We start from the raw sequence: 16,769 nt of genomic DNA, 5'->3' as shown, positions 1-16,769 counted from the left end.
CGTGTCCGGAGGTGATCGCTACGACGTGCCGCCCGCAAGAACGTGGTGAGCCGCCGCGTCAAGACAGCCGGGCACACCCCTCTTCCGCATTCTCACAGGAGATCTCGTCGTGCTGGTTCAACCTGTCAAAACGTTCGCGCTTCTGTCCACGGGCTTACTCGCGGGTGCGTTCGGCTATGGCGCCGTGAACGTCGTCTACGCGTTCCGGGCCGTTCCCCTCGATGTGCGGTTCACCTTCCACACGGCGTTGATGGGGGTGAACGGCCTCGTCATGCAGACGATGATGGCCCTGGCGGTGGTCAGCTCGTTCCTGCTCGCCGTCATGACGCGCGCTGTCCCGCGACTTCTCGCGGCGGGCGCGGGCACCCTGGTGGTGACCTCGTTCCTGGTCACCCGGTTCGGCAATGTTCCCATCAACGGCCAGATCAGGCAGTGGGCCGTCTCCTCGGCCCCGGCCGACTACGCGGCGATCCTGCAGCGGTGGGAGGCGTGGCACGTCGTGCGAACCATCACCGCGCTTGTCGCGTTCCTCCTCATCGTCCTTCTCGTCGTCTTCGGCGACCGGGTCGGGAAGTCCCGCACCGCTGAATGATGGACGGCTGTGCTCCCCCTTCACCTTCACCGGACCTCGCCGACCATCCGAACCGCTGCCCATGCAGTCGATCATTAGGAGATCACCCATGCATTTCGTACCCCGACGGACGCTGTTGTCCATCTCGGCCCTCACGCTCGCCACACTGCTGGCCGGCTCCGAGGTGGCGTCCGCGGCGACCCCGGCGCCGGCCGCCGTCACGGCTCGCGGCTGGAGCGCCACCTGGAGCACCTCGCCGCAGCGCCCGGGCCCGAACTACACCCCGAACTGGTCCGAGCAGGGCTTCGCGAATCAGACGATCCGCCAGGTGGTCCGGGTCAGCGCCGGCGGAGTGGCGGTCCGCGTCCGGCTGTCGAACGTCTACGGCAGCGCCCCCTTGAAGGTCACCGGCGCCACCATCGCCCGCACCGCGAACGGCGCCGCCATCCGGCCGGGGTCGCTTCGGCACCTCACCGTCAATCGGGCGCGCTCCTTCACGATCCCGGCCGGCGGCGAGCTGGCCAGTGACGCGGTGCCGCTGCCGCTGGGCGCCCTGGACTCGGTGACGGTCACGTTCTACCTGGCCGCGCCGACCGGTCCGGCGACGTACCACGCCCAGGCCATGGCGACCAGCTACCGCGCCACCGGCGACCACCGGGCCGACGGCAACGCCGCGGCCTTCGGTGAGACCTCGCAGTCCTGGTATTACCTGAGCGGGGTCGATGTCATCGGGGCGCCGCGCCGCGACGGCGTGGTCGCCTTCGGCGACTCCCTCACCGACGGCTACGGGGCCACGTTCGAGGCCGACAACCGCTACCCCGACGAGCTGGCCGAGCGCCTGGCCGCCGCGGGCCGGCCCCGAGCCGTCCTCAACCAGGGCATCAGCGGCAACCGGGTGACGGTCGACTCCGCCTGGCTCGGTGACAAGGCGACCTCCCGGTTCCGGCGTGACGTCCTCAGCCAGCCGGGCGTGGGCACCGTCGTCATCCTGGAAGGCATCAACGACATCGGCATGAGCGAAGCCCCCTCACCGATGGACGCGCCGCTCACCGAGGTCTCCGCCGGGGAACTCATCGCCGCGCACCGCGACCTGATCCGGCAGGCTCGCGCCGGAGGCCTGCGGGTCATCGGCGCCACGCTGCCGCCGATGAAGGGATCGCGGTACTACACCGCGCGCAGCGAGATCAAGCGGGACGAGGTCAACGCGTGGATCAGGACCTCGGGAGCGTACGACGCGGTGGTCGATCTCGATCACGCTCTGGCCTCGCCCACCGACGGAGACCAGCTCAACCCCGCCTTTGACAGTGGCGACCACCTGCACCCCAACGACGCCGGATACCGCGCGATGGCTCACGCCGTCGACCCGGCCGACCTCGGTTGAGGCAATGACTCATTGCCGGTCAGGTCGGTGACCGGTTCGACCGAGAATCGGTTGCAGATGAGGATGACGGCCATCGCAGTCCCAACTTCAGCCGAGGACATCTGGTCGGAGAGAGCACGAGGAACCGATCCGACGACGCGGCGAGGTATCGCCCGCTTACCGATCCGCTGCCGCGAGTACGGCCCGCACAACGGCAGCGGTATCGGTGAGGTCCTCCAGCACCAGATCGGCACCGGCCGCTTGCAGCGTTTGGACATCGCTGGAGCCGGTGGCGACGGCCACCACCCTCGCCCCGCCCAGGTGACCGGCGAGAACATCGTTCGGCGTATCCCCGACCAGCACCGTGTTGTGCCTGGCGAAGGACTCCCCGTACTTCCGGGCAGCCCGCTCCTGCGCCAGGCCCACCAGCATGGCGCGATCCTCGTGGTCCATGCCGTAGGCCCCCACCTCGAAGTCCACGAGATGCTCCAGCTCGAACGCCGTGAGCTTGCCGATCGCGAGAGGCTCCATGTTCCCGGTGAGCACCGACTGGATCACATCGGCCCGGCCCGCCAGCACACCGAGCACTTCACGCGCCCCGGCCAGGACCCTGCCCCGTTCCAAGATCGTCGCCTCGTAGACGACAAACGCCTCGGCGAGGGCGGCGCCGAAGGACTCCAGGAGCTCCTCCGACACCTCGACGTCATGCATCCGGAGCGTCTCCACCGTGATCGCCCAATCGGTCCGCCCCGCCATGGCCGCGACCCGCCGCATCGACCGCCCGGTGACCACGCGGAAGGCCTCGGCGTAGATGTCCTTGCCGACCCCATCGATGCTGACCAGCGTGTGATCGATGTCCCACAACACAAGCATCCTCGCAGAACTCACCCTACGAGCATAACGAGACACCTGTTTTCCCAGGTCATCGCCGTTAATGGCCTAGTGTCCGGGACCTGACGGCAGCGGAGGAGGGTCGTCCCCTTCCAGCTTGGTCGTGACCTCATCGGCGGGCGGGGCCTTGATTTCGAGCACGGCCGACCGATACCACCCCGCGGCGTGCCTGTCCCTCCGCTGTAGGCTCAGCGGATCGACTAACGAGGTCCGTGCGAGTCGGCGATCGCCCGGCTGGTTGCCGCGGACACCGGCACCGTGAGCGATGTGATCCACGCCTTAGGAGAGCGAGGATAGAGCAGCCTGATCACCTGAGCTGACCTGTTTAAACGCCCTGTACGGCTCGTATCACTTACTTGATTATCCCGCGCATGTCCCGCGCGGCGCGCGCATCGAAGACCCGATCGGGCAGGGATCAGTCGGCGATCTTGAGGAGATTCTTTAGCTCCGGCTCGGGCATGAGGCGGTGCTTCTTGCTGCTGGCAGTGTTGTAGATGATTGTGGGAAGGAACGACAGATCGAGCTCGAGGGAGTCGAGCTTATAGGTGTCGCTCCCGGAAGCCTTGGCTGTAACGATGTCGAGGCCGAGTTCGCGCAGCTCTCTGACCCGCCGCTCGGTGTGAACCGAGTCCGCGGTGACGATTCGCAGCAAGCTGGCGGGGACCTCATTGCCCTGGCGCTGCAGCAGCGTAAGGAAGAGCTTCTCGTGGACGACAGATCCGTAGGGGACGGTCAGGTACGCGGCCGGCAGCTGAGCCGAGTAACGGTCTTCCATAACGGTGCGGAGCTTCCCGCGCAGATCATGGAACGCCTCGCATGACTGGTCGAGGTCAATCTTGATACGAGCTTCCATAGCTTCCGCGAGCAGGCGCTTAGCGTAGAGGTAGACGTCGAAGATGTCCTGAGATGAGCCGTCGGATTCAAGAAGGACGAGAAGGTCTTTGACGACAAGTACGGCATCTGGGCGGAGGCGGTTCCAAGCGTCGCGGGGGGAAGACGTGCTTGGGGACATTGGGTCTCCGATTCAGCGCACAGGCGGACTGGGTGGGTATCTCAGGATATGGGAGTCTTCACCCGCATCCTGCACGGTGTCGAGGTCACCGAGCCATTCGCGGAGGAACTGTGCGCCTTGGGTATCTTCTCCGCTGGCCCTGAGGAAGCTGACCTTGTTGCCAAGCTTGATCCGCGGAGAGCCTAGGTCGGGTTTGTTGAGCTTGTCTTGTAGTTCCAAGCCTGCGGCGAACCTGCGGATGTCTGAGACGAAGTCGAGGACGATGACCTTGTCCTTTCCCGGCGCGAGCCTGAGTCCCCGTCCGAGCTGCTGGACAAAGATGCGGCGGCTATGGGTGACGCGCTGGAAGACGACGATGTTGACGTCTGGCACGTCGACACCCTCATTGAGGATGTCGACGGCGCAAAGGATCCCGGTACGGCCGTCGGCGAAGTCCCAGAGAGTGCGGCTTCGGGTGGGGACGTCCATTGTCTTGCCGTCGCTGCGCTTGGAGGCGATGACGTCGGCGCGGGTAAAGCCGAGAGCGTTAATCCGGGCCGCCATGCGCTCGGCGTGGTCGATGGTGCCGCAGAAAACGATGCCGCGCGGGTTAGCTTGTTCATGCCATGCCTCGGCAAGACGCTCGACGACGGCGTCGTCCCATTCCTCGATGAAGAGGGTACGGTTAATGCCGCGGGGTGAGAGCGCTGGGAGCTTGGAAGCCAGGCCGTGAGCCAGCGCGTCCCAGTTAATATTGTCGGTAAACATCCGGTAGTCGACGTTGGAGAGGTAGCCCTCTCGCAGTCCGCGGACGAGGTCAATGTCGACGATCGGAAAATCGAACCACCGGCCCAGGTCTGTGCCATCAGGGCGCCATGGGGTCGCGGTCATGCCTACGAGAAACGCCCCGCCGTCTCCCGCTGATAGCTCGCTGAGGACGGCGTCGTAGGCGCGGGTCCCAAGGTGGTGGCATTCGTCGACCATGACGAGGCCGAAGTCTGGAAGCTCTCGGCCGGCGCCGACTGCGGTCGCAACACTGTCCACGCACGCGAAGACGACGTCCAGGTCAGCGAGGGTTCCGGGATGTGGTCGCTCGTGGCCGTTCCAGACGCCCGTGGCCGCTGTCACCGGAAGCATCGGCCAGAAGGATCGCTCAAGCTGGTAAACGAGTTCATTGCGATGAGCCAGAACAAGTGTTCGTGCGCCCGGTCTCAGCGCGCTGAACCGGCGGTGAAACTCGGAGGCGACGAAGGTCTTGCCGAGTCCGGTGGCGAGCACTACAAGCGCGCTGCGGGACCCGTTAAGCAGCTCCGAGGTAATCCGATCTACGGCCTGAGCCTGATAGGCGCGCAGCTCATACCGGTCCGTGAACCTGGCCGCGACGGATTCCGCGGGAATCTTCTCAGCCCGGCGCTTAAGCATCCTGCGGTCCCACAGCTGGAGCTGAACGCCTTGGGCTACGAGTTCTCGCTGCTGCGCACGTACCGCAGGCTCGAAGCCGTTCAGGCTGACCAGAACGGGGATATCGGCTTCATAGCGATGGCACGCAGCGATGGTCTCGGCCACTGCTGCGGGGCCAACCGGCCGTGTCCAGCGTTTCATCTGGAAGAGCCACCGGCGGTCGTGGAAGGTCCCGATAACGTCGGCGCCCCCATCGCCAGAGGCGCCAACCCGCTGCACGGACTGGTATCCGAGCCCCAACAGCAGTCTCTCCACGATCCGCTCGAACGCTTGCCAGCCGGTGTCGTCCAGGTACCGGTCGGTGATGATCCGCTGGGTCATGCGAGCTTGTCACCGAGGAACTCGGCGGCCGCCCTCGCCCGGATAACAATCAGGCGCTCTGGCTGCTGATAGCGGAGGTAAGAGGCGCAGTCTTCGAGGCAGCGCTGGTACTTCGTCGTCAGCTCGGCCTGCAGTGCCTCCGCCGCGACCGGCAGAAGCTGATCGACTCTCGGCCACGGGTCGCTCCAGACCTGGCCCCCGAACCAAGCGGCAGGGTAGCGGCTGAAGAACGCCGCTAGCGTCTCTGGCGTGCAGTACTTCAGATACCCACCGGTCTTGAGGTGCTCGAGTTCGGCCAGATCGACGTCGGAGCTGATCATTTCATTGGCCATGGCGGTCTGCTGCTCGCCGCTGAGCTCGGCGTAGAAGTCTCCGGCCTGGCCAATACCGATGACGCGGTCGACGATGCTCGCGAACAGCGTCCTGATCGTTTGCCTGGCAGTGTCAGCGTTTTCGGTGACCGCGTCGCCCCAGCCCTGCATCAGCACCTGGGTAATGAGCGTCCCCATGGTATGCCCGGGCTTGCCGGCGAGGTTCTGATGGAGGCTATAGAGGTACTGGGCTACTTCCGAAGCCACCAGGTATGCGGGCCGCAGACCAGCAGCGAAGACGGAGTGTCCCGGGTGGAGATAGACAGTGATACGCCCGGTGCTGCGGTCGGCGATCATCGGGACTGCCGACTGCGCCGGGCCAGTGAGGATCGGGCGATGAACGTTCCGCACGACGACATCGAGCGCGTTGGTGGCTTTCCCGTTGCACAGCTCGATCGACAAACCTGTGACGCTCAGCTCGGTGTTCTCATCCGACTCGGCCTGCAGGGTCTTCGGGCTGGCAGGGTGTGGTTCGCCTTCGAGGTGCCCGCAGCTCGCGCATTGCTTCAATCCCGGAGTGTTGTTGCCACCGCAGAACGTACAGGTCCAGGGGAAGGCGATCTCGGGCTTCTGATCGGCACCGCATATCGGGCAGATATCTGCGTTCTTGGCGATCATCTGGCTGCACTCTGCGCTCAGGCAGGTCTTGCCGATGAGGATCGCCCCACAGCCGCCGCAGCTCTCAGCTCCCTTGACGTTCTGGAACCCGCAAGCCTCGCACTCGGGTAGTTCCTCGATCGGGGGCTCGTTGGCTGTTTCGACTAGTTCCCACCACTTGGCGTCGTCGTAGTACCCGTCGACCTTATTTCTGAACTTTTCGAGATACTCCCGCTCGACCTCCCGGGGGATCCGGAGAGCCTTGCTCTTCACCTCGTCGTACTTGCCCATATACATGTCGGCACGGCCGAAATTCCGTACCTTGCGGTAGCCCTGGAAGAGCCGCGACACCGGCGACGTGTTCTTCTCGCCGTCTGCCCACTGGCTGGGCAGGAGCGATCCTCCGCGGAGGAACTTCATCGCCGTCTGCCACTCCTCAGTAGAGATTTGGAAGTTCTGCTTCTGGAAGTCAACTGGCACGTGATCCAAATGAACTTCACCGATTATCCGGCCGTACTGCTGGTCGATTGGGTACTCGCGTTCAGAAACGCCTTTAACCTCGTCCTGGTAGGTGAAGAAGGCGTCCTTTTCCTCCGTGCGGATAGCCCTACCGTTACGGATCAGGTCGATGCCGAAGCCGCTCGCATCGTCGAAGCGCTGGATGCCTACCCATCCACGGATGCGCTCAGCCACCTCGCGGCTGTCCTTACCGCCGCAGCGCGGGCAGGCATCATGCCCATCGAAGTCGGCGCCATCCTTCAGGCACCTTCGGGAACGCGTTAGTTCCTCATCGATCGCGATCCTCGCTGGGATCCTCCCGTGTCCGGCGCGCTCGACATAGCGTTCCGGGGACCAGGCACAGTGCTCGTAACCGCGGCAGGGCTCGCCGTTGACGGTCATCTTGACCGGATTCTCGGCGTCACCACGCAGCAACGTCGCATATCGGCGGCCAATCCGGTCCCTGAGCGTCGGCTTGGACATGCGGGCAACGTCTTTGATGAAGCCGTGGTTAGCGTCTCCGTGCGGCCACCAGCCTTTGACCTCGACGATCGTCCCGTGCTCGAGACCAGGAGGGCGTTCGATGGTCTCCGCCCGCACTTCGAACGCCTGATCCCTGATGAGCTTGGGAAGGTCGAGCGTGACCTGGAGGGCATGCTGTTCGCCGGCTTGCACTGAGATCACCCGAGTGATCCGCCCTAGTTTGCCCGTGGCAATGTTGAACCCCATACCGAACAGGCCCAGGGTGTCGTAGTGGTTCTTCGAAGTGAATCCAGCGCGCATCGCATTGGCGATCTGCTCAGCGCTCAAGCCTGGGCCGGTGTCCCGGACGCGGATCAAGCCTTCGCCTCGGTCAACCGCTGCAGAACCGGGAACCTCAATCACGACATGCCGGACCGCAGGCGGTTTCCCCGCGATCTCGGCAGCACGAAAGGAGTCGATGGCGTTGTCGATCAGCTCGCTCAGGGCGTCAAGAGGTGAGATCGGCGTTCGCGTCAGCGCTACAAGCACTTCGGGCGTCGGGGTGATGTCGAGCAACTTGTGCGCCATGAATGTCTTACCTGTTCACGTGGGGGGCCGATACGGTGGTGTTGCGATGTCACGCGGAGTTAACTATCCAGGTTGGGCTGGTCCGGTGCACCGAAACCAGTAGCACTTCCATGAAGCTGGACCAGCCTCAAGAGGCGCGTTCGATCGACCATAGGGCTTACCTTCAAGATCGAGACGAACCAGGGCGCTAGGGACATGGAGAGATACGGAAGCTCTCCCGGTTGAACGATTTCTGTCGCGAGCACCCATCCTGGACCAGGATGGGCCTCGGGGCGCAGAATCGCTTGGAGGTCGAATAGCGGTTCATCGCCGCTTTCCCGGAGTCCAAGGTCGCGCGTGGCCCCGACCAGCCACCACTGGAAAAGACGATCCGAAGGCCGCACTAGCGCTTGCCGGATCGCCTTGCTAGACAAGCCGGCTGCGCGGTACGCGGCGAGGGCGAGTTCTTCGGGCGGGTCTTGCCGGGCGAGATCCTTCCGTGTCAGGAAGAGCTGCTCCTCAGCTGGAGAGGGAACAGGCCGGTTAAGCTCGTCGATCGTGCTGCTGGCGATCTCTGCACCTAGATACTTCTTCACATCGGAATAGAACGTGGCCGTCTCGGCGATGAGCAGGTGCGTGCCAGTCCGCCGCTCGAACTCGTCGATCAGCTGCGGCCAGGGACGTTCTTCCTGCCCAAAGCCCTTGGGCTGATACCAGTCCTTCTTGGTGTCACGCGAGACCAAGATGACCTTCGCCCCCGGCGGCAGCGCCTGGGCATGCTCTACCAGCTCTTCCCACAGCAGGAAGTCACCAGCCGAGCGGAGATCGGTGTCCTTACGGGTGTCAGCAAACCCCGGCGGGATCTTGTTCGGGAACCGGAAGGCAATCGCCAGCTCGATGCGTTCCCTCAGAAGACCCTGATCCGGAGGATCTCCGATCCGGTCACCAAACAGCTCAGCGATCTGTGGCAGAAGGGTGTCCCGCCCCTGGATGAAGGTGGCGGCGCCGAAGTCGCTCTCATCTTTGATCTTCTTGGCCCGGTCGACGAGCTCAGCTCGCCATGGATCCATCAGTTTGTTGAACTGACGCTCACTGATCAACGCGTCTATCTCACTGGTGTCCTGATCACCCGCATAGTCCTCGAGAAGCTGCTTGACGTCGGCGACAGCGTCATTGATCTGCTTCCAAGCATCGCTGAAGGCGGTGGACACCTTGCCAGGAGCTTTGTGCAGCGCTTCGACCCGACCTTTAATGACCCCGGCCCTGCCGCGAACGAACTCCAGGCCAACCTGGTACGGCATCCAAAGCCGGTCTGAAACCCTTCCAAGCGCGACGAGCAGCTGCTGGCGGGTGTTCGGGGTGTACTGGTAGAGGTCCAAGAGGACATTCGTATCCAAGACGATCGTCCCGCCCGCGAAGAACTCCTTGCGTTCCTCATCCGTCAGACTGCCGGGCCGGATCCAGGCCGAGTATTGCCGGAGAAGCTTCAGCTCTGCTTCGGTCTGCCCGTCCTGCACCAAGGCGCCTCCCTGCCGAGTCCCCACGGCATTCTAGACAGATTAAGAGTCTCCCCTCCGCTGAATTATTGACCTCCAGGCATCACTTGATCAGCTTTGCTCAGCTGATTGTTGGGAGAGCCATCTGGAAGGCTTCGTGGCGACTGTGGTTCTCCTGCCCGGTGAAGGCCTTGAACTCGACAAGCTTATAGGCGACACCGGATTTGGTGGAGCTGGTCAGGATGGTGAAGTCGCGGCTCAGGCGGCTGATGTGGCGTTCTAGGTCCTCAGGAGCGAGGTGGCGACGGGACTTACGGGCGAGCTGGGCTGGGGTGAGGTAGCCATCGCTATCGCGGAGAGCACGATAGATGGGATCGATCTCTGGGACGAGACGTTCCGTGGGCTCGCCTTCGTGGTTAAAAGCCCGAACGATGGCTTCACCGATGGCGCGAGCGACAGGAGGCGGGAACGCGTTGCCGATCTGCCGGTAGACCGAAGTCTTGCGGCCCGTGAAGGTCCATTGATATTCGTCGTCGTCCCAGCCCTGAAGCCGGGCAACCATCGCGGTGGTCAGCTTGGGAAGGTAGTCGGCGGGGTGGCTTTCGTTCGGGATGTCATCCGCGACGCCCATGGCGTCGACGCCCATCTCCCTCCAAGCCTGCTTAGCGCGGGTCGGGCCGAGATCAGCGCCACCATGTTTCTTGGAACCGCCGACAATCGTTGGCGCAATCTTGTCTGCGCGCCTTGCCCAGGCATCAGCACCTGTCCAGCCTTTGGAAGCCATCAAGGCGTGAAGAGTCTTGCCGACCGTGGGCGGAGGACCAGGGAGCGGGTCAGGCCAGTGAAAGTAGGGAGCGTCTTCTTCCTGAAGCGCGATGAGGACGAATCTTGGGCGCAGCTGAGGTACACCGAAGTCCGAAGCGTGGAGCAGCTTCCATTCGCCGACGTAGCCTTGCGAGGTGAGCTTGTCGAGAACATGCTGACGGTAGGCAGCGAAGCGCGGCATGCTGAGACCACGGACATTCTCGAGCATGAGGGCGCGAGGGCGCATGACCTCGACCTGCTCAACGGCCCAGGCGAACAGGTCACGTTCGTCGGTGGCGCCGAGTTGCTTCCCAGCAATGCTGAACGGCGGGCAGGGGACGCCGCCTGCAAACAGGTCAACCTCAACATGATCCGAGGGCTTCCATTTTTCCGGATCCGCAACATCGCCCTGAACGACCACCTTTTCGGGATCGTCAATCTTTTCGCGGGTGCTGAGATTCTCCCGCAGGGTGTTGCATGCATTGGTGTCGAGCTCAACGGCCAGCCGGTGCTTGAACCCGGCGAGGTGGAGCCCGAGAGACTGGCCTCCAGCTCCGGCGCAGATCTCAACTACCTCAAGATCCGTCATTTGGGCCTCCGTGTGGTGACCGAGGGCCCTGCGAGCGTGGAGACATGGAGGCTATCTTCTCCTATGGAAGCGCTGGCTGAGCACACTGAAGGAACATCAGCTAGATCATGTCCGATATGAACCAAGATGCAGAGCCGCCGGTAGCGAAGCCGAAGCGCGCTTACCCGCGAGCATCCAGCGAGGGGCGTTCGCGGAACATGCGGGCCAACCGGAGGTCCGATACGAAGCCCGAGATCGCGCTCCGGAAAGCCCTGCACGCGCGTGGCTACCGGTACCGCAAGGACTTCCGGCTGGATCTGCCAGGAGGAGTCCGGGTCCGGCCAGACATCGTCTTCACTGCACGGAAGGTCGCCGTATTTGTCGACGGATGCTTCTGGCACGTCTGCCCTGTGCACGGCCGGGAGCCCACCTCGAACGAGTGGTACTGGACTCCCAAGCTGCGGCGTAACGTCGAGCGTGACCGCACAGCTGATGCTGCGCTGACTGCGTCGGGCTGGCAGGTTGTCCGCCTCTGGGAGCATGAACCTCTTCCCTCCGCGGTTGAAACGGTCGCAACTGCTATCGATCGGGCCTCGATCGAACTCGGATTCGAAGCTATCGCTGAGGACTGACAGAATCAACGTTGGCCCCGCAGCAAACCAACCTTCACCTATGTGCTGATCCTCGCGGCCCCGGCGGCGAAGGCCCATACGTATCCGACAGCGGCTAGGCAGCGGTTCTTGACGCGGCGGTGCACCACGGCATGGCTGCGTCCACTGGCCCGGGTGACTGGCGCGGCGCCGGCGTAGGCCTTGATCGCTCGTGCGTCGGCGAACCGGGTGCGGTCATCGCCGATCTCGGCCAGCAGCCGCGCTCCGGTCAGGTCTCCAAGCCTGGGGAAGCTGGTGATGATTGGGTGTTCGGGATGGGAGCGGAAGGCGGTGACGGTCGCCTCGTGAAACGCGGCGGCTGCTGCGCAGATCGCGTCCAGGATGGCCAGTAAAGCGATGGAGTGGCGGCCGAAGGCCTCTTCGACGGGTGCGGGTTGGCGCAAGTGCGGGACGCGCAGCCCGGCATGGATCTTCTCGGTCCAGGTGTCCAAGTGGTAGACGCGTCCGCTGTCGGCCAGGGCAGCGCGGATCTGGGGTGGGGTGGGCGCGGCGGCGGCTTGGGGAGTGGGAGCGATGGCCAAGATGGCGCGGGCTTCACGGCAGGTCACCCCACCGTCTTGACCGGCAAACAGGTCCAGAAAGGCCGGGTGGCACTCGCGACAATGTCACCGTTGGCGACTTTTGAACGACTATGAGTAGTCGACAACAACTTCAAGGAAGTCACAGCCCGCGACATACATACTGTTCACACCTCGCCTCAACCGTGACTTTTCGGACTAAATGTACATGTTCGGGCGTTATCGTCGTCACTCCCTATCACACTCAGCTCTAGCCGAGCTTTGGCGCTTGGATCAGCGAACACGTGCTGAGACCCCCGTCTGGTTAACATGTAATTTTCTGTGATTAGATGTGATTTGTGCATGGCTGCGCGGACAGACTAAAAAGTTCCGTATGACCACGGACAACACGGCCGACGGCCACCCCTACCCTCCTCAGGCCTACGCCCCTAGCGGCGAACTGTGGTGGCGTCTAAAATTCGCGCCAGGGACGCGCCGCACGTTCGGTGACGAGCAAAAGCTTGCTGCTTGGCTGACGTTCAACGTCGAAGAGTGGGGCACATTCACTATGGGAGACCTTCGCCGAGCACTCGGCGAAGACGTTCCCAACAACGCAGAGCATTTGAACCGTCGCCTGCGGAATCTCAGGCCAGACGGCTGGCGAATCCCGTCCAACGCCGATGATCGAACCCTGCCCGTCGGTACCTACCGGCTGGAAGTGAAGGGATGGCATCCGGGCCTTGGACCGAGGCCAAAGAGTGATGCGGTGTCAGATGGGGATCGACGCCGCGTGTTTGACCGCGATGACCGGCGCTGTGTCGTGTGTGGTGTGGCTAGCCAGGAGCCGTATCCAGACGAGTCTAACGCGAAAGCGGTTCTGACTATTGGACATCGGATTGCACGTAATCTCGGCGGCTCAGTTGAACTCGATAACCTTCAGACTGAATGCAAACGGTGCAACGAACCTGTACGGAATGAGTTAGGAATCCCCGAAACACTGGCGGCACTCCTCCCGGAAGTGAGACGCTTCCGTAAACAAGACTTGGAGACGCTTCTTTCCTGGCTACAGGCTAAGCAACGCATCAGAAACCGAGTGGATACGGCGTATGACCGTACACGACGGCTCTCTGCCACCGAACGCGAAGAACTAGTTCAGACTCTTCGCGACATAGTTCAAGGGCGAGAGAACATACAGTAAGCCGTACCGGAAGGGGTCAGATGGTGATTATCTTGAGGTAAGGCCGGGGAGGGGGTCAAGCCAATCCCCGGCCGATCCTGCACGGCATCGACGAACGCTCGGCAGAGTCGACGACGAGGAAGCCAAGAAATTGGCCGTGCTCCCACTGGCCAATGGTGTCGATGTGATAGCCGGACCCGTATCCAATGGGAGATGATTTCGGGGGCCGCTATGCGCGACCTGCTTGACCGAACGACCGGCCTTCAGCACCGGCAGTCCATCTGAAAGCTGCCGTGCTTCTCCAATGGATGTTGCCTACATCGACCGAAGGTGCTCGAGCTCCAGGCGGAGAATGTAACGGACGTCAGAGGAATTTCGCACGGTGTGCCCTGCCTTGGGAACGACGAGCAGATGTGAGACACGGCCTAAGCGCTGGGCAAGGGTCTCGACTTGGTTCAGGGGGGCAACGCGATCATCGCCTCCGTGAACCAGAAGGAGCGGACGCCGGACCTCGGTTTCAGATTCGCTTACTCCACGGGAATGCTCTCTGTGAAGCAGTTCAGCATGATGAGCCTGGAACTTCGGTGCGACTGCGCTCCAGGTCTCGAGGTCGACTACGGCGGACCTGGCGATTCCCACCGCGAACACATCGCTCGTCGCCAGAGCACATAGAACGGTGTAGCCGCCAGCACTGGCACCCCAGATGGCCATTCGCTGGAGATCCGCACGACCGGTAGCCGCCAGGTGAAGAGCCGCATCCGCGCAGTCGGTGGCGTCGGCTGTTCCCCATCTCCCTCGAAGCTGAAGCCGATACGCGCGGCCATACCCAATGCTGCCCCGGTAGTCGATGTCGGCGACGGCGAAGCCTCGGCTCGTGAAGTACTGCGCATGAAGGTCCAGCCGCAGCGGCCAGTTCGCCGTCGGCCCCGGATGAGCCCGCACGAGCAGCGGTGGCGGCTGGCCTCTCGCCTCCAGCGGCGGGTAGTACAGGCCATACGCTTCAGCTCCGTCACGAGTGCTGAAAACGAAGGGTTCGGGCCGGACGAGCGAGGCCGGATCCAGAGCAAGGTCGGCTGAGGCGAGCTCCCGGGTGGAACCATCCAGCTCGGCCAGCATTACCGCGGGCAATTGGGCTGGGCTGGATCCAATGAAGGCGATGCTCCGGCCTGCCATGGCCAGGTAGGGCTTGATTGAGGTGAACGGCAGAGCCAGACGTTCGAGGGCACCATCAGGATTCCTCACCGCCAGATGATGCTGAGGCCCCTGCTGGATGACGGCCACGACCTGGGCATCCCGGAACGCGTAGGTCCGGTAGCCGAACTCCCAGGGAGCCGCCGCGACCTCGAACTCCCCCGTGATCACCGGGTCGAGGTGATCATCACGCCAGGCGTAGAGGTTCCACCAGCCGGAGCGGTCCGAGACGAGGTGCAGCACGCCGTCCGGGCTCCACCGCGGCTGGCATACCGACTCCTCCTCACCCCCCGCGACGAGCCGAAGGTCAACAAGCGATCCGTCAGACTGGATGTCCGCCACCCACAGGCAGGAGCCGTCCCACGGCATGAGCGGCGCGTTCCATGACACCCAGGCCAGCCGCATCCCATCGGGGCTGGGCTCAGGCGACATGTAGAAGTCGTCACCGGACGCGATAACCCGCGGCTCGGCCGAGCCGTCGCCCGGCAGGATGACGAGCTCATTGTGGACGGACCTGTCGTCTTCGTGTCGCTCCCGGACGCAGATCAACTGACCGCTGCCCGGCAGTAGGCGCAGATCGGCATAGCGCAGGGCGCCCGGTGAGACGGGAGCAGGCGTCACCAGTACGGGATCCAGGCCATCGCTCACGCGGTAGATCCGCTGGTCGTCGGCATTGCAGAACCAGAGGTCCCGCTCGGTGGCCAAATAGGCGCCTCCGCCGTACTCGTGCACGTAGGAGGCGACATGGAAGCCCTCCGGCAGCACGTCCCGAGAGCTATCAGCGGCGGTCCAGCGCACGAGCACGTCCCCGCTCGGCCGCCCCTCGATCCAGTAGACGGTCTCGCCGACCGCCTGGACGGCGTCGTAGGACACGGTGGCGCGGGCGACGAGTTCGGCCGGGATAGGGCTCACTCTTGCCATGTTCGGACGAAATCATCCAACTCGCGAACCGCCACGTCCTGGCGCTGCTCCGTCATCCGGTCACGGAGCCGCCGCACCCGGGACATGCCCGAGGTGGATCCTCGCCGGGCGAACACGGCGATCGCCTCTCGCGCCAGCCGTACGGCTTCAGTCGTTTCACCTTCCCCGAGGCGTGCCTGTGCCAGGTCCACGCTGATCTCCGCTCGTCGGCGGACGCACGTGGCGGGGGCACCGCGGAGAGCGTGTTCGAAGGAGCGGGCGGCCTGGGCGTACTGGCCGAGTTCCAGCAGGCAGTTGCCCTCGTAACCCAGAAGCCGCTCGTGGTCGAAGTCGTACATCCACTCGTCACGCTCACCGCCGGCCTGCTCCAGGGCTCCATGCGCCTGGCCGAGCTCGGCGAGTGCGGTACGGCTGTCGCCCGCATGAGCGCGGGCGGTGGCGTTCACGGCATGGAGCCATGATTTCGTCACTCGGGTGACGGAACGATCGGCCGTGTCCAAGGCGGTTGAAGCGTGGCGGACGGCTTCGTCAGCCCGCCCGGCCGCGTCGGCGGTGACCGCCCGGTAGGCGCTGATGTAGGACCGCAATCCTCTGTCGCCGGCTTCTCCGAGAGCGTTCAGCGCGGTGTCGTACCGGTGTCCCATCTTGAAGTGGTCACCGAGGTCGAACCAGATCCATGCCGAGAACCCGGCGGCTTCCCCGGCCGCGGAGGCGATGCGTCGTCGTAGCCGATCCGGTGCGGGCGTCTCCAGGAGAGAGAGCAGGAGGCCGAGGTGGCCGTCGACCGGGACGAGCATCTGGGTCGATGTCAGCTCGTGGTAGAGGCGGCGCTGATGCATGGTGATCATTTCGATGTCGTCCACCACTGCGGAGGTCAGTACGGAAGCGCGTTTGCCGCAGGCGCTGAGCCGTCCCCAGTCGACCTCGGAATCCGGCGCCTCCGGGCTGGATCTGCGTGCGGCCTCGCCGCTGTGGCGGAGGTGCGCCTGCTCGCGGATGACTCCGGGGAACATGCCCTTCAGCACGCCGCCCGCGCCGAGCGCGGTGTCACACGCGACGATCACTGACTCCGAGGGGGCGACCGTTCCTCGTTCGACCGCGCCGAGGTGTTGCCAGGAGTATCCAGTCAGCTCACCGAGCTCCATCAACGTCAGCGAGCGTCCCTTGCGCAGCTCGCGCATCCTGGCGCCCAGGGCGGCGCGCAATGACATGCCGGGATCGAGGTCCTTGGCCGGTCGCCCGGGACCTCGCTTTCTCTCCGTGGTCATGCGCGCACCTCGCGTCGTTTTTGCTGTTCGTTGCGAGCAAATCAGGCCATGCGGTCTGCTGTCAGCACCTTGAGAAAGCCCGCTCA

At 63.8% G+C, this 16,769-nt stretch carries 13 protein-coding genes; 4 read left to right on the top strand and 9 right to left on the bottom strand.

Translation table 11 applies throughout. The features are described from left to right. Window positions 1–109: 109 nt before the first annotated feature. Window positions 110–592: an anthrone oxygenase family protein gene (locus tag CHC08_RS12880; protein WP_089207486.1), complete on the top strand. Its 483-nt coding sequence runs from the start codon at window positions 110–112 to the stop codon at window positions 590–592. 88 nt (window positions 593–680) lie between these two features. After that, on the top strand, window positions 681–1,952 hold the full coding sequence (locus CHC08_RS12875; protein ID WP_089207485.1) for an SGNH/GDSL hydrolase family protein: 1,272 nt from the start codon (window positions 681–683) through the stop codon (window positions 1,950–1,952). Window positions 1,953–2,108: 156 nt separating this feature from the next. Here the strand turns inward: CHC08_RS12875 and CHC08_RS12870 are convergent, their stop codons facing one another. The 6 genes from CHC08_RS12870 to CHC08_RS12845 form a co-directional block, all read right to left on the bottom strand. Continuing rightward, window positions 2,109–2,819 (bottom strand): HAD hydrolase-like protein, encoded by a 711-nt coding sequence (locus tag CHC08_RS12870; RefSeq protein WP_143653200.1) that lies wholly within the window; start codon window positions 2,817–2,819, stop codon window positions 2,109–2,111. A 418-nt stretch (window positions 2,820–3,237) separates the two neighbouring features. Then, a complete protein-coding gene (locus tag CHC08_RS12865; protein ID WP_089207483.1) occupies window positions 3,238–3,834 on the bottom strand; it encodes a peptidase associated/transthyretin-like domain-containing protein in 597 nt (198 codons plus the stop codon). A 12-nt stretch (window positions 3,835–3,846) separates the two neighbouring features. Then, a complete protein-coding gene (locus CHC08_RS12860) occupies window positions 3,847–5,595 on the bottom strand; it encodes a DEAD/DEAH box helicase family protein (protein ID WP_089207482.1) in 1,749 nt (582 codons plus the stop codon). Next, entirely contained in the window at window positions 5,592–8,111 is a 2,520-nt protein-coding gene (locus tag CHC08_RS12855; protein ID WP_089207481.1) for an ATP-binding protein, read from the bottom strand. Before CHC08_RS12855 ends, CHC08_RS12860 begins: the two co-directional genes overlap by 4 nt. A gap of 59 nt (window positions 8,112–8,170) precedes the next feature. Further along, window positions 8,171–9,607 (bottom strand): PIN-like domain-containing protein, encoded by a 1,437-nt coding sequence (locus tag CHC08_RS12850; RefSeq protein WP_143653199.1) that lies wholly within the window; start codon window positions 9,605–9,607, stop codon window positions 8,171–8,173. Window positions 9,608–9,707: 100 nt separating this feature from the next. After that, window positions 9,708–10,979: a DNA cytosine methyltransferase gene (locus CHC08_RS12845; RefSeq protein WP_089207479.1), complete on the bottom strand. Its 1,272-nt coding sequence runs from the start codon at window positions 10,977–10,979 to the stop codon at window positions 9,708–9,710. Between the two features lie 116 nt (window positions 10,980–11,095). Between CHC08_RS12845 and CHC08_RS12840 the strand changes: the two genes are divergently transcribed. Continuing rightward, the gene (locus CHC08_RS12840; protein WP_245878286.1) at window positions 11,096–11,590 is read left to right on the top strand and encodes a very short patch repair endonuclease; all 495 of its coding nucleotides are present in this window, start codon (window positions 11,096–11,098) and stop codon (window positions 11,588–11,590) included. A gap of 38 nt (window positions 11,591–11,628) precedes the next feature. Here CHC08_RS12840 and CHC08_RS12835 read toward each other — a convergent pair whose 3' ends face one another. Next, a complete protein-coding gene (locus CHC08_RS12835; protein WP_179282016.1) occupies window positions 11,629–12,177 on the bottom strand; it encodes a transposase in 549 nt (182 codons plus the stop codon). Between the two features lie 343 nt (window positions 12,178–12,520). On the opposite strand from CHC08_RS12835, the gene CHC08_RS48190 reads away from it, so the two are divergent. Then, window positions 12,521–13,324, top strand: coding sequence for an HNH endonuclease (locus CHC08_RS48190; protein WP_143653198.1), 804 nt, complete (start codon window positions 12,521–12,523; stop codon window positions 13,322–13,324). A 294-nt stretch (window positions 13,325–13,618) separates the two neighbouring features. On the opposite strand, the gene CHC08_RS12830 is transcribed toward CHC08_RS48190, so the two are convergent. Then, window positions 13,619–15,415 (bottom strand): prolyl oligopeptidase family serine peptidase, encoded by a 1,797-nt coding sequence (locus tag CHC08_RS12830; RefSeq protein ID WP_089207476.1) that lies wholly within the window; start codon window positions 15,413–15,415, stop codon window positions 13,619–13,621. Next, window positions 15,403–16,683, bottom strand: coding sequence for a helix-turn-helix domain-containing protein (locus CHC08_RS12825; RefSeq protein WP_179282015.1), 1,281 nt, complete (start codon window positions 16,681–16,683; stop codon window positions 15,403–15,405). The genes CHC08_RS12830 and CHC08_RS12825 overlap by 13 nt, the downstream gene beginning before the upstream one ends. Between the last annotated feature and the right edge of the window lie 86 nt (window positions 16,684–16,769).

The organism is Streptosporangium subroseum, from assembly GCF_900188345.1.
GTDB classification, from domain to species: Bacteria; Actinomycetota; Actinomycetes; order Streptosporangiales; family Streptosporangiaceae; genus Streptosporangium; species Streptosporangium subroseum.
Note: the sequence above shows the minus strand (reverse complement) of the source record. Positions and strands in the feature narration are given on the sequence as shown.

Excerpts from the sequence above, each read along its gene's own strand:
- CHC08_RS12875 (WP_089207485.1), top strand. The coding sequence starts at position 681 with ATGCATTTCGTACCCCGACGGACGCTGTTGTCCATCTCGGCCCTCACG.
- CHC08_RS12865 (WP_089207483.1), bottom strand. The coding sequence starts at position 3,834 with ATGTCCCCAAGCACGTCTTCCCCCCGCGACGCTTGGAACCGCCTCCGC.
- CHC08_RS12860 (WP_089207482.1), bottom strand. The coding sequence starts at position 5,595 with ATGACCCAGCGGATCATCACCGACCGGTACCTGGACGACACCGGCTGG.
- CHC08_RS12855 (WP_089207481.1), bottom strand. The coding sequence starts at position 8,111 with ATGGCGCACAAGTTGCTCGACATCACCCCGACGCCCGAAGTGCTTGTA.
- CHC08_RS12845 (WP_089207479.1), bottom strand. The coding sequence starts at position 10,979 with ATGACGGATCTTGAGGTAGTTGAGATCTGCGCCGGAGCTGGAGGCCAG.
- CHC08_RS12840 (WP_245878286.1), top strand. The coding sequence starts at position 11,096 with ATGAACCAAGATGCAGAGCCGCCGGTAGCGAAGCCGAAGCGCGCTTAC.
- CHC08_RS48190 (WP_143653198.1), top strand. The coding sequence starts at position 12,521 with ATGACCACGGACAACACGGCCGACGGCCACCCCTACCCTCCTCAGGCC.
- CHC08_RS12830 (WP_089207476.1), bottom strand. The coding sequence starts at position 15,415 with ATGGCAAGAGTGAGCCCTATCCCGGCCGAACTCGTCGCCCGCGCCACC.
- CHC08_RS12825 (WP_179282015.1), bottom strand. The coding sequence starts at position 16,683 with ATGACCACGGAGAGAAAGCGAGGTCCCGGGCGACCGGCCAAGGACCTC.